This is a genomic window from Polynucleobacter sp. TSB-Sco08W16 (assembly GCF_018687455.1).
Lineage (GTDB): Bacteria > Pseudomonadota > Gammaproteobacteria > Burkholderiales > Burkholderiaceae > Polynucleobacter.
The window spans coordinates 884499-899669 of the sequence record NZ_CP061291.1; the positions used below are offsets into that span (position 1 = coordinate 884499).

At 43.9% G+C, this 15171-nt stretch carries 15 protein-coding genes; 10 read left to right on the forward strand and 5 right to left on the reverse strand.

Annotation, left to right across the window (positions count from 1 at the left end; genetic code table 11):
- Positions 1–14 precede the first annotated feature (14 nt).
- The 5 genes from FD961_RS04315 (at position 15) to ppx (ending at position 5949) form a co-directional block, all read left to right on the forward strand.
- On the forward strand, positions 15–1457 hold the full coding sequence (locus FD961_RS04315) for a DUF2252 domain-containing protein (protein ID WP_215394238.1): 1443 nt from the start codon (positions 15–17) through the stop codon (positions 1455–1457).
- An 81-nt stretch (positions 1458–1538) separates the two neighbouring features.
- Positions 1539–3284 carry an alkaline phosphatase gene (locus FD961_RS04320; RefSeq protein WP_215394239.1) on the forward strand — a complete coding sequence of 582 codons (1746 nt, stop codon included), beginning with the start codon at positions 1539–1541 and terminating at the stop codon, positions 3282–3284.
- Between the two features lie 10 nt (positions 3285–3294).
- Positions 3295–4011: an MgtC/SapB family protein gene (locus FD961_RS04325; RefSeq protein WP_215394240.1), complete on the forward strand. Its 717-nt coding sequence runs from the start codon at positions 3295–3297 to the stop codon at positions 4009–4011.
- A gap of 51 nt (positions 4012–4062) precedes the next feature.
- Entirely contained in the window at positions 4063–4275 is a 213-nt protein-coding gene (locus FD961_RS09540; RefSeq protein ID WP_305848934.1) for a GDCCVxC domain-containing (seleno)protein, read from the forward strand.
- 111 nt (positions 4276–4386) lie between these two features.
- Positions 4387–5949: an exopolyphosphatase gene (gene ppx / locus FD961_RS04330; protein WP_215394241.1), complete on the forward strand. Its 1563-nt coding sequence runs from the start codon at positions 4387–4389 to the stop codon at positions 5947–5949.
- A gap of 73 nt (positions 5950–6022) precedes the next feature.
- Here ppx and FD961_RS04335 read toward each other — a convergent pair whose 3' ends face one another.
- Genes FD961_RS04335 through FD961_RS04350 form a run of 4 tightly spaced genes read right to left on the reverse strand, consistent with a single transcriptional unit; the run spans position 6023 to position 9244 of the window.
- Positions 6023–6949: a GNAT family N-acetyltransferase gene (locus FD961_RS04335; protein WP_371817161.1), complete on the reverse strand. Its 927-nt coding sequence runs from the start codon at positions 6947–6949 to the stop codon at positions 6023–6025.
- A 43-nt stretch (positions 6950–6992) separates the two neighbouring features.
- On the reverse strand, positions 6993–7397 hold the full coding sequence (locus FD961_RS04340; RefSeq protein ID WP_071465822.1) for a diacylglycerol kinase: 405 nt from the start codon (positions 7395–7397) through the stop codon (positions 6993–6995).
- A 12-nt stretch (positions 7398–7409) separates the two neighbouring features.
- Positions 7410–8438 (reverse strand): glycosyltransferase family 1 protein, encoded by a 1029-nt coding sequence (locus tag FD961_RS04345; protein WP_215394242.1) that lies wholly within the window; start codon positions 8436–8438, stop codon positions 7410–7412.
- Complete coding sequence (locus FD961_RS04350) at positions 8435–9244, reverse strand: UDP-2,3-diacylglucosamine diphosphatase (protein ID WP_071465820.1); 810 nt, start codon at positions 9242–9244, stop codon at positions 8435–8437. The genes FD961_RS04345 and FD961_RS04350 overlap by 4 nt, the downstream gene beginning before the upstream one ends.
- Positions 9245–9347: 103 nt before the next feature.
- Here FD961_RS04350 and FD961_RS04355 point away from each other — a divergent pair, with 103 nt between their 5' ends.
- The 5 genes from FD961_RS04355 to FD961_RS04375 are packed head-to-tail and all read left to right on the forward strand — an operon-like array spanning position 9348 to position 13063.
- Entirely contained in the window at positions 9348–10136 is a 789-nt protein-coding gene (locus tag FD961_RS04355; protein ID WP_215394243.1) for a 1-acyl-sn-glycerol-3-phosphate acyltransferase, read from the forward strand.
- Positions 10137–10196: 60 nt separating this feature from the next.
- A complete protein-coding gene (gene ppk2, locus FD961_RS04360) occupies positions 10197–11102 on the forward strand; it encodes a polyphosphate kinase 2 (protein WP_071465818.1) in 906 nt (301 codons plus the stop codon).
- A 46-nt stretch (positions 11103–11148) separates the two neighbouring features.
- Complete coding sequence (locus FD961_RS04365) at positions 11149–11979, forward strand: hypothetical protein (RefSeq protein WP_215394244.1); 831 nt, start codon at positions 11149–11151, stop codon at positions 11977–11979.
- Complete coding sequence (locus FD961_RS04370; RefSeq protein WP_215394245.1) at positions 11976–12542, forward strand: chromate transporter; 567 nt, start codon at positions 11976–11978, stop codon at positions 12540–12542. Before FD961_RS04365 ends, FD961_RS04370 begins: the two co-directional genes overlap by 4 nt.
- On the forward strand, positions 12539–13063 hold the full coding sequence (locus FD961_RS04375; protein WP_215394246.1) for a chromate transporter: 525 nt from the start codon (positions 12539–12541) through the stop codon (positions 13061–13063). Before FD961_RS04370 ends, FD961_RS04375 begins: the two co-directional genes overlap by 4 nt.
- A 5-nt stretch (positions 13064–13068) precedes the next feature.
- Here FD961_RS04375 and FD961_RS04380 read toward each other — a convergent pair whose 3' ends face one another.
- Entirely contained in the window at positions 13069–15159 is a 2091-nt protein-coding gene (locus FD961_RS04380; RefSeq protein WP_215394247.1) for a TonB-dependent receptor, read from the reverse strand.
- Positions 15160–15171: the final 12 nt, after the last annotated feature.

Genomic DNA, 15171 nt, shown 5'->3' on the forward strand with positions numbered 1-15171 from the left:
CCTTAAGGAAGTCAATGTCTACAGCAAAGAAGTCAAACTTTGCCACCCTGAGATCGGTGGAGTCCTTCGCCAATCCACGGCCTAGCATCAAAAAGCGGATGGCCGATGGTAAGGCTCTTCGTAAATCCGTCAGCATTGCGCAGCAGGGTGTTTATACCCCTCCTAAACACAGAGTGGATCCGATTACCATTCTTGAAAATCAAGCAAAGTCCCGGATTGAATCACTGATACCAATTCGATATGAACGTATGTTGCAATCCCCCTTTGCCTTTTATCGGGGTGGAGCAGCAATCATGGCACAGGATTTAGCAAACCAGCCAAGCACGAATATTACTGTTCAGTTATGTGGCGATATGCATGTTTCCAACTTCGGCTTGTTTGGAACTGCTGAGCATCGTTTAGTTTTTGGAATCAACGACTTTGATGAGACCTTGCCAGGTAGCTGGGAATGGGATCTGAAGCGCCTTGTCGCTAGCGCTCTAATAGCCTGTGAAAGTATTGGCGGAGATAAGTCTTTAAGTAAAAAGTTGGTTTACAGAATCTGTTCTGAGTATCAAAAGCGCATGAACCAATACGCAAAAATGCCTTATCTTGACCTCGCCCAAGAATTTATTGGTGAGGAGGATATTCGTAAGCACTTTTGTAAAGAACATCAGAAGAAAATTGATGCAACCCTTAAAGCAACTAAGGGGCAGGGAAACATTCAGGTCCTTCAGAAATTAACAACCTTGGTTGGTAAAGATCGGAAGATCATTAATAAGCCACCATTAATTGAGCATTTTAAAAAGAAGGCGTATGGAGTTCCTTTAGAGAAATTAATTGATAAGGCTTTATTAAATTATGCGAGTACCTTGCTAGCGGATCGCAAAATTCTTTTTCAGCGCTATGGTTTAAAAGACTATGCCCGCAAAGTTGTGGGTGTTGGCAGTGTTGGTACAAATTGCTTGGTTCTCTATTTTGAGGGTGATAGTGAAAATGACCCGCTCTTTTTGCAATATAAGGAAGCGCAAAAATCAGTCTTGAGCCCTTATATCGGCGAATCTATTTACCGAGATATGGGGCAGCGCGTTGTTGCTGGTCAACGCTTACTGCAGGGGGCTCCTGATATCTTTTTAAACTACGGATCCGTACAATTTGATATTGATCGAAGCCAGGGTTTTTATCTCCGTCAATTACGTGATATGAAGGGTGGCATGGAAGTTGGCCCTGGCGGGGTTTCTTTAAAAAACTTTCCTGACTACGCTAGATTATTTGGTTGGGCTTTAGCTCTTGGTCATGCGCGCTCAGGTGATGCAGCCATGATTTCAGGGTATTGCGGTGAGTCAGATGATTTTTCTGTGGCCTTTTATGCATTCGCGCGATCCTATGCAAAGCAAAATGAACAGGATTTTGAACTCTTCAAGAAGGCAGTAAAAAGTAAGAAATTAAAGACTGCTTCAAAGAAAACGGCTCTCTAAGGGCGCATTTTTAGCGTCATGACGATGTCATCTTCTTGGTAGATATTGTAGTTTGACCCTATTTTTGCACCCAATGAACCCATGAAAATTTCTCGTTACCTCCAAGCTTTAGCGCTGGCTTTGTTAGCATCTTGCGCTGGATTATTGCAAGCAGCTGCTATCTATCCAATTAATCAGGCTACTATATTGGCTGGCTCCAAGTTCGACATTAAGGTTGAATTTAATTCTGTGGTCAATCCAGCTGATGTGATTATCGAGCTCAATGGCGCATCACTGAATACCTTCACCAAGAACAAGCCAGAATTTATTGCCAATGAAAACGGCAAAGGTAGCTCAGTTTACATTCGGGATGTGCAATTACCCAAAGCGGGAAAATATCAAGTTACAGCCAAAGCACAACAAGAGCAGTTACAAGTGTCATGGGATGTATATGCAAGCGGACCACGTCGCGTAAAGAATGTGATTCTCTTTATTGGTGATGGCATGACCATCGCTAACCGTACCACTGCCAGAGTCTTATCTAAGGGAATTCAGGAGGGCAAGTATCAGGGAAGATTGGCGTTTGACGATATGCCTAGTACTGCGATGATAGGTACTTCAGGGTCAGACTCTTTAATTACAGACTCTGCTAATTCTATGAGCGCCTACACAACAGGTCATAAAACAGCGGTTAACGCCATGGGCGTCTATGTATCTCGTGCCAGTGATAATCTTTCGCATCCTAAAGTTGAAACCATAGCTGAACTAGTAAAACGCAATACCAAAATGTCCGTCGGAATTGTGTCTGATGCCGAGCTTGAGGATGCTACTCCTGGGGCAATGGTTTCACATACAAGACGTAGAGCAGATAAACAATACATTGCGGACCAACTTCTAGCTAGTGGTGCGGAAGTTATCTTGGGTGGGGGCTCTGCTTATTTTTATCCTCAGTCAGCCAAAGGCTCAAAGCGTAAAGATGAGAAAAATTTGGTGGAAAGTTTTAAGTCAAATGGCTATCAAGTAGCATTTACCAAACAAGAGCTCATTTCTGCCGCTCAGAGCAAAAATACAAAAAAATTATTTGGCGTATTTCATCCAGACAATATGGATGGCTCTTTAGACCGCCTTTATCTCAAAAAGAATACGGTAGAGCAATATCCTAACCAACCTGATCTCACAGAGATGACGCAATCGGCTATTGATGTTTTATCTAGAAATCCTAACGGCTTCTTCCTTATGGTGGAAGCTGCTCTGATTGATAAGTTCAACCATCCCTTAGATTGGGAGCGAGCAGCGTTCGATACCATCATGCTTAGCAATGCAGTGCAAATTGCTAGAGACTTTGCTAAAACCCACCCGGATACCTTGATTATTGTCACGCCTGATCATACCCATAGCGGCTCAATCAGCGGGGTGGTGCATGACGATAAACCTGGGCCACTTCGTGAGAAGGTTGGCATTTATGCGGATGCAGGGTATCCAAATTATCCAAAAGCCGATATTCAGGGTTATCCAAATAAGATTGATGTATCCAAACGCATCGCTTTCTTCTATGGAAATTACCCCGATCATTACGAGACCCTTCATCCAAAGTTGGATGGTACTTTTGTTCCGGCGATTAAGTCTGAGGATGGCAAGTATGTAGCAAACCCACAATACCTTCAATTACAAGAGGATGCGATTCATGTAGGGGGTAATTTACCCTCTCATCAAGAGTCCGGAGTTCATACGGCAGATGATGCCGTTCTTAACGCCCAAGGCCCTGGATCAGAAAAGTTCAAGGGATTCATGGATAACACTGAGGTATTTAAAGTGATGGTAGAGTCCTTAGGATTGGGATCTAAATAGGTGGGTTGTCATGGAGTTCATTAACAACATTAACTATGCCTCATTAATCGATACATCCGTTAGCCTTGGTGCTGCCTTCCTATTCGGTGGATTAATCGGTTTAGAGCGTCAATATCGTCAACGCACAGCAGGATTAAGAACTAATATCCTCGTCGCTATTGGTGCTGCAATTTTCGTTGATGCTGGCAATCGTTTAACTGGACATGATGGCGCTGTCCATGTCATGGCTTATGTCGTCTCAGGTATTGGTTTTTTAGGTGCCGGCGTGATCATGCGCGAAGAGGGCAATGTCCGGGGAATTAATACGGCTGCAACCTTATGGGCGTCCGGTGCAGTTGGTGCTTGCGCTGGTGCCGATCTGATACTGGAAGCAGGTTTAGCTACCGCATTTGTACTTGCCGCCAACACTTTGCTTAGACCAGTGGTGAGCTTTATCAATAGACAGCCCTTGGATACAGTTTCAGTAGAGGTAACCAATTCCGTCTACATTATTACTCCTAAACATGCTCAGAAGCATGCCCTTAAGCAGTTCATCAAAACCTTAGAGGCTGCCGGTTATCAGACTCAAGATATTGAGGTTCATCAATTTGGTAGTGATGATGTTGAAATCCAGGCTGTATTAACTGCATCTGCCGTTGATGGGGACGAGATGGATCAATTGATTGCCAAGATTGCTGATCAAGAATTTGTCAATCAGGCTTTCTGGAGCCCAAGCACCACGGATTAAGTATTCATCCTTTGACTTATAAATGAAATATTTGTAGTGCAATATCCGGATGTGAATTCGAATACCAACTACCTAGAATCAACTGTTACTTGCCCTCATTGCCAAGCATCAGCGACCTTAATTCTTGAGTCTGGGTCAACCCACCACTTTTATCGTTGTAAAGCTTGTAGCGCAATACTGAAGCCTAAATCAGGTGATTGCTGTATTTTGTGCAGCTTTGGTAATCGAGATTGCTCTAGTTCCGAGCAAAATTTAGCGGCCTAATTTAGTCTGCCAGTCCCAGCCACAAAGGGCTGCTGTGTTTTTCATCAATGTGTCATGGTTTTTACATAAAATAGACATAATTGATACAGCAATCCATTTTTGGGGAATATATTGGCCAGCAATCCCGTAGATCTTTCATCTCATTCGGAAAACTTAGTTGCTGCCGTAGATTTGGGATCCAATAGCTTTCGGATGCTTGTTGCTCAGGCTGTAAATACGCCTTCTGGCACGCAATTACGTCCCATTGACACATTACGTGAGTCCGTTCGTTTAGCTGCCGGTCTAACTGACAATAAATTATTGGGTAATGACGCCTATCAGCGCGGACTTACTGCGATAAGGCGTTTTGGTGAACGTATAAGAGGATTTGATCCATCAAATGTACGTGCTGTTGCCACCAATACTCTACGAGTTGCTAAGAATGCTCAGCAGTTTGTAGATGATGCTCAACAGGCTTTGGGATTTCCAATTGATGTGATTGCAGGGGTAGAAGAAGCACGTCTCATTTATATTGGCGCAGCACACGAAGTTCAGGCCGTTCAAGGCAACCGCTTGGTTGTGGATATTGGTGGTGGTTCTACTGAATTCATCATCGGCAAAGGGTATGAGCCTAAGCTCATGGAGAGTCTCTATATTGGGTGTGTCTCCCACAGCATGCGATTCTTCCCCAAAGGGAATATTGATGCCCATGCTTTTAAAGAGGCTGAGCTAGCAGCAAGACGTGAGATTCAGGTGATCGCTGGCGCATATCTCAAAAGCGGCTGGAAGCAGGCTATTGGCTCATCTGGTACAGCTAGAGCTCTAGCTGACTTAATTGCTGCTAATGATTTTAATGGCCAGGGTGACGGGCTTACCATGGGTCGCGTAAATGCTACTAGCGGCTTAATTACGCGTGATGGTTTGAGAGCCCTAAAAAAACATTTATTGAAATACGAGCACGTCAGTCAAGTTGAATTGATTGGTCTGAAAGACGATAGGCGCTCTGTATGGCCTGGTGGTTTAGCCATTATGTTGGCAGTATTTGATGAGCTTGGCATTGAAGAAATGGAAGTAACGGATGCAGCCTTGCGTAGTGGTGTTTTATACGACCTGCTAGGACGTTCTCAACATCACGATATGCGTTATGTGACGGTTGAGCAATTTATGCAGCGGTATTCTGTTGATCGAGAACAGGCAGATAGAGTTGGCAAATTAGCCGCTGATTTTTTGCAGCAACTACCCAAGCCAGAAGCAGAAAATAGAGCGGATAATGTAGCGCTCTTACAGTGGGCGGCTAATTTACATGAAATTGGTCTCTCCATTTCACATAATGGATACCATAAGCATTCGGCCTATATTGCTGGCAATGCAGACATGCCGGGTTTCTCAAAAAATGATCAGGCAAGGCTGGCTGCTTTATTGATAGGGCATGCTGGTAAGTTGGGAAAATTAGCCAATAACCATAGCTTCGAAGACTGGCGTATGCTCTTTTGCCTTCGACTTGCCCAGGTTCTCTGTAGGGGGCGAAATGACACAAGCCTTCCAAAGGTCAAGGTTTCGGAGCATGCCGGCTCCTATCTTGTGAGCCTTTCCAAGGAGTGGGCAGCTGAACATCCGCTCACAGAATTTAGCCTCCTAAAAGAAGCTGCAGAATGGGATCGCGTAGGGCGCTCCTATCAGGTAAGTCTGAAGTAAGTCGCCATCACTGAACTAAAAAAGCCGCTTGAATTCAAGCGGCTTTTTATTTGTTTGATGATCTAGCTAGAATTTACATCCCCAGGAAATGCTTTGCGTAACGTGGGTTGATATCAGATAAGCGCAACATGGTGAGCAGGTCTGCGGTGTTGAAATCTGGATCCCATGCAGGAGCGCTACAAATTTTTGCACCTAACTTCAAATAACCTTTAATCAACGGAGGTGCGTCTACATCAAGGCCGCCATTCAGTTTATCTAATGGCAAGGGTAGGCGAGGGAATGCATGAAACTCCGTTGGAGCCATTTGATCATTCCCCAATGAGTTATAGAGACTTGCTGCAAAGTGGCCACCATCAGCCATTGGAATACTTGCGCAACCGAGCATGATTTCATAGCCATTCTTGAGCATGTATTGAGCCAGGCCACTCCACAAAGCCATAATGACAGCACCAGAGCGATAGTCTTGGTGAACACATGATCTACCGAGCTCTACTAACTTAGGGCGCAAGTGATTAAGGCGGGTAAGGTCGAATTCAGAGTCTGAATACAAACGTCCAATTTCTTGTGCTTTATGCGGAGGTAGAACACGATAAGTGCCGACAACCTTTAAGGTATCTTGATCACGAATCAAAAGGTGATCGCAATAAGCATCAAAATCATCAATATCTAGACCTTCAGCATTTTGAGAGAGATTTGCACCCATCTCTTCTGCAAAGACTTTATAGCGTAAACGTTGAGCTTCTTTAACTTCGCTAGGGCTAGTGGCCCACTCAATATTGAAGGCAGGCCTTTTTGCTTTTGTCGCCTGTGGGACAACCGCTACTTCAACAGACTCTACTAACTGTTTGCGGGTTTTTGTAGCAAATTTCTTACCAAAAAGCTTTTTAGCCAATTTCTTTGAAAGCTTCTTAATAGGGTTCAGTTTCGAAGCGCTCGGATCCTTCTTCTTTTTGGGAGCAAAGAATTCAAAGGCGCCAATTGGGTTTGGAATATCAGACATAGTTAGCCTTGTGCAATGTTTTTGTAATCGTAGAGTCCATTTATTACGGCTTCAAGACAAGCGGAATGCAGACTGCAGACCACATCAAAACAGCAATAAACAGGGCAAGCATGACAGCAGCAGAGCCAAAATCCTTGGCCCTTTTGGAAAGATCGTGATGCTCAAACGAGATACGATCGATAGCGGCCTCAACACTAGAATTGAGTAACTCAACAACCAGCACCATAATTAGGGAGCTAATTAAAAGCGCCTTTTCAAGATGGCTAATGGGTAATAGAAAGGCTACAGGCGTAAGTAGTACAAATAATGTGAGCTCTTGTCTAAAAGCACTTTCTTCCTGAAATGCATAAACCAATCCGCACCAAGAGTTCTTGGCAGCGTGCCATGCACGAGCAAGACCGCGATTACCTTTGTGCGGATTTTGATCGATGTGATATGGAGAAGACAAAGCTAACCCTTCTTATGCAATTGCGGTGACATGTACATCGGGGGTAGGAACGGGCTTGAGATGTCTGGCAAACTCTTCAGAAGCGGCTCTCCAAGAGAACTTTTCTGCATGGGCACGGGCTACTTCACGAGGTATCTTGAGAGCCTCAATACAAGCGACACGAAGATCTTCATTCATAGCGCCAGCTTTAGAGCTTCCCAACACATCAATCGGTCCAGTAACAGGATAGGCGGCTACCGGTGTGCCACAGGCCATTGCCTCAAGCAATACCAAGCCAAAGGTATCCGTTTTGCTAGGAAATACAAACACATCTGCTGCTGCATATACCTTGGCGAGCTCATGTTGCTGTAATACGCCTAGATAGTTGATATCTGGGTATTTTTCTTTAATGCCAGCCATAGCTGGACCGTCTCCTACCACCCATTTTGAGCCTGGTAAGTCAATCTCTAAAAAGGCATTGATATTCTTTTCAACAGCAACGCGGCCAACATACAAGAAGATGGGGTGAGCAGTATTTAGTGCTTTGGATTCTTGCATCTTAAAGATATCCAAATCAACACCACGCGACCACAGCACTACATTGTTTAGGCCATATTTCTCAAGATCATCTTTAACCACAATCGTAGGCGCCATAACGGCCATTGAAGGACCATGAAACCAACGAATAAAGGCATAAGTAATGGCAAGTGGAATACCAGTTCTAGCTTTAACGTATTCAGGGAAGCGAGTGTGATACGCGGTAGAAAAGGGTAAATCGTTTTTAACCGCATAGGCTCTTGCGGAAAGCCCTAAAGGTCCTTCTGTTGCTATATGCATCGCATCTGGAGCAAATTCCTTAATACGGCGAGCTACTTCTTTTCCCGGAAATAGTGAAAGAGCAATATCTGGGTAGGTAGGACATGGGATTGACTTAAACCCTTGTGGTGTAATCATTTCAACTTGATGTCCCATTGCTGTCAGTTCCGCACGGGTTTGCTTCAATGTACGCACCACACCATTGACTTGTGGGTCCCATGCGTCGGTAATGATCATAATTTTCATAACACAGCCTCTTTTAGGAGTGATTCAACAGCAGGTTGGAAAGTTACTTCAGGAGTTTCAATAGGCTCACCAAGGATGTGCGGCCAATGAACAATTTTGAGTTCGCCTGTATGGGTTTCAACGAGAGCAGTCAAGCTTTCTACCCAATCACCATCATTGCAATACAGTAAACCGTCAATTTCACGTATTTCAGCTTTATGAATATGGCCACAGACCACGCCGTCACAACCACGAAGGCGTGCTTCCCTAGCCATGATGTGTTCAAAGTCAGCGATATAACTCACTGCGTTTTTAACTTGATGCTTGAGATATTGAGAGAGAGACCAGTACTGAAGGCCCATTTTGACCCGCAGCATATTGAAATATCGATTGATATACAGGATGAAGGAGTAAAGCGTGTCCCCTACATATGCCAACCATTTTGCGTATTGCATTACTCCGTCAAAAAGATCTCCGTGGGTAACCCAGAGTTTCTTGCCATCTAATGTAGTGTGAATCACTTCTTCGACTACTTTGACATCACCAAAAGAGAGACCGAAGAATTGACGGGCACTTTCATCATGGTTTCCTGGAACGTAGATTACTTCAGCACCTTTACGAGCCTTACGCAAGAGCTTTTGAACTACGTCGTTATGCGCTTGCGGCCAGTAGAATGATTTCTTTAGACGCCAACCATCAATGATGTCACCAACAAGGTAAAACTTATCGGCTTCATTATGTTTGAGGAAATCGAGGAGGTAGTTTGCCTGACACCCTGATGTTCCTAGGTGTACGTCTGAAATCCAGATGGCTCTGTAATGCATCATGAGACTGTATTAAGCCAATACAGTATGAAAGCATCATGACATTTTTAAGTCAGTTTCATGACGGTCATTAAAATATGGATGTTGCATTATATTGATATCAAATATGAATAAAGACTCATCCAACCAAACCCAAACTCCATTTATTACCCGCTTTTTTCTGTGGGCAGCAATATGGATTCATGTTCTTTGTGGCGTGGCAACCCTGATTGTTGTATTCCCATTTGCCACTACTATGACAAAGCATCGTCACATTCAACAGTGGTCCGTGCGCTTATTGACCATTTTTGGAATTCATCTGTCAGTAAAGAATGCACATATTCTTCCGCTAAATTCCTATCTACTTTCTTCAAATCACATCTCCTGGATGGATATTCACGCTATCAATGCATTCCAACCGATTCGTTTTGTGGCTAAGTCAGAGGTAGAGAAATGGCCTATTTTTGGATGGATGGCAAAACAACTTGGAACTGTCTTTATTAAGAGGGATAGTTCTAGGCATGCTCATTTTGTTGTGGGGGAGATGAGTGGGGCGCTTAAGTTAGATTCTATTTGCATCTTTCCAGAAGGCACCTCAACCAATGGGGAATCCGTACGTCCCTTTAAGCCTAATTTATTTGAAGCGGCTGTCATTGCAAAGGTTCCGGTCTATACCCTGGCAATACGTTATATATCGAGAGCAACCGGCTTACGGTCTGATGTAGCTGCATTTATCGGAGATATGGGCCTTCTGGAGTCTATAAGCAATATGCTTAAAAACCGTAATTTAGAGGTTGAATTGACCTTCTTTCCTCCTGCAGGATCAGCGCCTGAGCAGCCATCCGATCGGAAGTGGCTAGCACTTCATAGCTACGAGCAGATTAGCCAATATTTAGCGAAAACCAATAGCCTATAGCTTGTAACGAAAGTGTCATCAGTTCGGGCGTAAACTAAGAGAAATATCAGTGGAAAACCTATGACCTCTAAGCATAAAGAGATGGCGGAGTGGTATCAGCGCGCTCAAGAAGAAATACTTGACAGCATGGATGAAGAGCTCGAAATGGAGCTCGACGATGATCGCCTTTCGCTAGATGGTGATGCTGGCTCTCAGGTTCCGCGTAATGTGTACTTTAAAGAGCTCTTTAGACTTCAGGGTGAATTAGTAAAGCTCCAAGACTGGGTAGTGGCTAATAAGGTCAAGGTTGCGGTTCTTTTTGAAGGTCGTGATTCAGCGGGTAAGGGTGGCGCGATTAAGCGTATTACTCAACGATTGAATCCGCGGGTATGTAAAGTTGTTGCATTACCTGCACCAAACGAACGTGAAAAAACCCAATGGTACTTCCAACGCTACATCTCACATTTACCTGCTGGCGGTGAAATTGTGTTGTTTGACCGTAGTTGGTACAACCGTGCTGGTGTTGAAAAAGTCATGGGGTTTTGTACTGATGATGAGTATGAGGAATTTCTCAGAACAGTTCCAGATTTAGAGCGCATGATGATTCGCTCAGGAGTGATTCTCATCAAGTATTGGTTCTCAATCTCCGATGATGAGCAGTACAACCGCTTCATGATGCGTATTCATGATCCATTAAAACAATGGAAATTAAGTCCTATGGACTTAGAGGCCCGTCGTATGTGGGAAGCCTATACCAAGGCGAAAGAAACAATGCTAGAGCGCACTCATATTCCTGAGGCGCCATGGTGGGTAGTGGCTGCTAACGACAAGAAAAAGGCTCGCCTCAATTGCATCACCCACCTTTTAAATCAAATTCCGTACCAGGAAATTGATCATCCTGTGATCAGCCTTCCAGAACGAGTACATAACCCGGATTATTTGCGTGGCCCTGTTCCACCTGAGATGTACGTACCTGAAGTTTACTAATTTGGCCGGTATGGTGATAATCTCTTAATAAATAGAAGAGGTTATTTTGAAAAAGATTCATCCGCTCATTACCAATAGAGAATTCAAGCTGCTGATTAAGCCGCAAGGTTTAGATCGCCATAGCAAAATCACCGCATTGAGTGATCAAATTCTGAAGTTCTGCAAAACCAATAATGTGGACTTCTTTCATCTGGATAATGCCACTACTGGTTTGCGTAACATTTACTTTTACGACACACCTGGTCAAGATTTTCGCCAAAACAATATTATTTTGCGCGTTAGGGAATCAAGACAAAATGTCTGGGTTGATGACTATGCTGAAGTCACCTTAAAGTGTCGTGCCCATGATTTGGACCAAGCATCAAGCTTTAATCCTAGTCCCAAAAAGAAGATTAAATCTCGCATTCGTTTTAAAGAAGAAATATTGCGTGGTGATGAGCTAGGATCTCAGCGTCAAATTTATTCAAATAACGCAATCCTCGATGCGGTACCTATTGATGATTTATTTGATAGGTCCTTGGAAAGTGTTGCCCAATTCTTCCCTGGCCTTGCAAAGCTTTCAATTGATAAAGATGCGCCTTTGCGTATTGTTGGTGGTAATACCAATAAAATTTTAGAAGCCTGCTTACCAATAGGTAACTTGGTATTTGGGGATGGAGTCCAAGCCCATTGTGAAATTGCCATTTGGATGAAAAGCGTGGGCGATCCGATGGTAGGCGAATTGGCCTTCTCCTATCGCGTGAATGATGAGAATAGAGCTCAGGCGAAAGCCCACAAACGAGCTGATAAGTTTTTCAAAAAACTGCAGATAGAGCTGACTGACTGGTTAGAGATTGGAAGCACTAAAACAGCATTGGTATACGGTAAGCCAGAATGACCTCTCAAGACCTCTGCTTAAAAGAGGGTCGAGTTTCCCTAAAAGAGCTTTTCACTCAATTTCTCATAATTGGTGCGGTGAGCTTTGGCGGAGGAATCATTGCTTATGAGCGAATCTTGCTGATTGAGAAGAAACAATGGCTTACCGCAGATGAATTCATGGGTTACCTTGCAATTAGTCAAACAATGCCAGGTCTCAATTCAGTCAACTTAGCGGTTCTTGCTGGCGATCACCTTAGGGGCTTTTGGGGTTCAGTTGCAGCCACTTTGGGGCTAATCATTCCTGGATCTCTATTTGTATTAATTATTGGTGTCGCCTATACCAATAACAATGATCATCCATTGGCCAATCTCATTTTGACCGGGATTGCCGCAGGTGCTTGCGGATTGTTGGCAGCTATTACCTATCGCATTGGCGGCCAACACTGGAAGCATTTCAAATCCCTCATCATCATTGCATGCACTTTTGCTTTGATGAGCATTGCCAAATTATCATTGCCTTTAGTGCTTTTGATCATGGCGCCGATATCTATTTATCTTTACAGGCCAAATTCAAAAATATGAATTTGCTTATTCAGCTAGCGCTTAGTTTTGGGCTCCTATCCATCCTGGCTGTAGGTGGAGGAACCGCTGTTCTTCCTGAGATGCAAACTCTATTGGCGCACCAGTTTGATATTGGCCATACTCAATTTGTCCATATTTATAGTATTGGACAAGTTGCTCCAGGGCCCAATATGCTGATGGTCTTAATCATTGGCTTTCAGGTGGCGGGTTTATTGGGGGCCTTAGTCGTACTACTTGCTTTTTTTATTCCCTCAAGCGTGCTCTGTTTTTATGCAGGGCGTTTGTGGAATTATTTTGGCGAAAACCCTTGGCGCCGATCTATTCAGAATGCTCTAGAGCCAATTTCTATCGGATTAATGGCTTCCGGGGTCTATGCTGTTGCCAAAGCCTCCATCATTAGTCCTATTACATTGTTGCTGGCCTTAGTCACGCTATTCTTGATTCTCAGAACAAAGATTAATCCGGTTTACATCATTTTGGCATCAGGACTCATCGGATTCATTTATCTTCGATTTTTCTAGTAGCCCTAAAACGCTGCTCTCACACCAACCATGAGACTCCTCCCTGGCTGAGGCGCGTAGAGTCTGACCGCCATTGGTGTAGTGGAGTAGCGAATATCTTCATTCAATAAGTTCTTCAGGGACATATACCCAGTCCAATTAATTTTCCCTATTCGCTCTGTATAGGAAAGGTTGGCGTTTAAGAGCATATAGCTTGGCGTTGGGCCGGTTTCCCAACTAGCTAATCTATTTTGTTGGTAGCTATAGATGTAGGTGGCACTAGTAAGCCAACCTTCACGTTGATAGGCCAGCTCAGTTCCTAAGCGCGGGGCAGGTTGCAAGGGGAGATTTCCTCCAGCATTAAAACTTCCTTGCGAAATATCCCCAAAGAGGCGACCCCCTATGCCGGTTTGGTTCCAGTTATAGGTAAGTTCACCTTCTGCGCCACGTATATTTGCATTGGCTTGTGATGCCTGAACTACAGAGAAGTTCTCATTAGCAGTGCTGTAAGAACCTGTATAAAAGCCATAGATGTAATTGCTAAATTGATTTCGATAGACACTTACTTTGCTGCGAACTAAACCTAAAGTTTTCTGAAAGCTAAGCTCGAGGTTATGTGAGGTTTCGGTAGCAAGATTTGAGTTACCAATATCAAATGTAGCAGTAGAGTCGTGTGGACCATAAGAATAGAGTTCCTGTGGTGTAGGCGCTCTTTGCGACACTGTGTATGCAAGTCCAAGACCGTAACCACGTGCAACATCAAATACTCCACCAGCAGAATACGACATCAAATTGAACTCTCGATTCTGAATTGTGGGAGGACCATACGTATTGGGCGTAAACCCCTGCGCGCCTTGACTTGGAAATTGTGTAGCAGAGTTTGGGTTTTGGGCTGCATAGTTATAACGCGCACCCAAGTTGGTTTTCAAAGGACCGTATCGACCCTCTTCAACCCAAAATAGAGCTGTAGAGTTCGATTTGGTTTGCGGAACTATTGCATAACTATTGGTCGTCAAATCAACTGCATTCAATGTGGAGCCAGTAATTTGGGCGCCAATGACGCCTTTTGAGCCAAGAACTTCTTTATGCGTTAAATCTAAGCGTGCTTCCGAAGAAGTATTGTTCCATTGGGTTGATGCAAGCCCATTATTTGTAAATTCAGTATGTTGATAATTGCTATTGGCAGCGCTAATTTTTACAGAAGAGAATCCATCAAATGGATCATTGGTTTGGTGCGCAAAGTCATAACGATTTTGTGACTGTTGAATAAACCCGCCTTCATAAGTTGGTATGCCGTAGTTATGATTCATGCGTTCTAGAGAAATTCCGGTATAGCCATCGGAATGTAAATACGATGCGCCAAGCCCCAAGCTATTTTGATTGCTATACGAGAAGGGTAGTTTGCCGCTATAGGGAATATTGATTGGGTTGCCAGGATTGATGGACCAATTGGCATTTGGCCCACCTTGTTCTGCATACCCAGGGATCTGATAGTTATTTGAATTGCTAATACTGGAGTCAACGTGCAGTGCCAATGGTCCAGCTGGTGCATCAAGCTCAATATTCCCAGTCTTACCTTGGTTTACTGTTTCGTAGCTGGTATTGATGGCGCCTGATAATGCGTCTGGCATTGAAGTCACAATGCGGTCATTCACTACATTGACTAAGCCACCACTCGAGCCTGAACCGTACATCAAGGCAGAAGCACCCCGCAGGATCTCAATTTGATGGGTATTTTGCATCGGATTGGCAACAGCATGATCTGCAGAAATACTAGAGACATCGCCCACCGATAAACCGTTTTGTAATATCTGTACACGTGCGCCTTCTAGCCCCCGAATAACAGGTCTAGAGGCGCCGGCTCCAAAACCCGTTGCCGATACTCCTAGCTCATTAGCCAGTGTTGCCCCAAGCGTCCCGCTCAGTTTATTTTGAAGTTCATCACCGGAAAGAGATTTACTGGGAGATAAAAAACCTTGGCCATCATCTCGTGATCCACTTACATTAATTTGTAAAGAAGAATCAACATCGCTTTGGGCCAAAGAATGGCTGCTAGTAAGCATGATGACTAACAATAAAGGAGCAGACTTCAAGAATGGGTAATGCCAGTAATTCATATTTCATCCGAG

Coding starts and splice junctions, on each gene's coding strand:
- FD961_RS04315 (WP_215394238.1), top strand. CDS start 15: ATGTCTACAGCAAAGAAGTCAAACTTTGCCACCCTGAGATCGGTGGAG.
- FD961_RS04320 (WP_215394239.1), top strand. CDS start 1,539: ATGAAAATTTCTCGTTACCTCCAAGCTTTAGCGCTGGCTTTGTTAGCA.
- FD961_RS04325 (WP_215394240.1), top strand. CDS start 3,295: ATGGAGTTCATTAACAACATTAACTATGCCTCATTAATCGATACATCC.
- FD961_RS04335 (WP_371817161.1), bottom strand. CDS start 6,949: ATGTCTGATATTCCAAACCCAATTGGCGCCTTTGAATTCTTTGCTCCC.
- FD961_RS04345 (WP_215394242.1), bottom strand. CDS start 8,438: ATGAAAATTATGATCATTACCGACGCATGGGACCCACAAGTCAATGGT.
- FD961_RS04350 (WP_071465820.1), bottom strand. CDS start 9,244: ATGATGCATTACAGAGCCATCTGGATTTCAGACGTACACCTAGGAACA.
- FD961_RS04355 (WP_215394243.1), top strand. CDS start 9,348: ATGAATAAAGACTCATCCAACCAAACCCAAACTCCATTTATTACCCGC.
- ppk2 (WP_071465818.1), top strand. CDS start 10,197: ATGACCTCTAAGCATAAAGAGATGGCGGAGTGGTATCAGCGCGCTCAA.
- FD961_RS04370 (WP_215394245.1), top strand. CDS start 11,976: ATGACCTCTCAAGACCTCTGCTTAAAAGAGGGTCGAGTTTCCCTAAAA.
- FD961_RS04375 (WP_215394246.1), top strand. CDS start 12,539: ATGAATTTGCTTATTCAGCTAGCGCTTAGTTTTGGGCTCCTATCCATC.
- FD961_RS04380 (WP_215394247.1), bottom strand. CDS start 15,159: ATGAATTACTGGCATTACCCATTCTTGAAGTCTGCTCCTTTATTGTTA.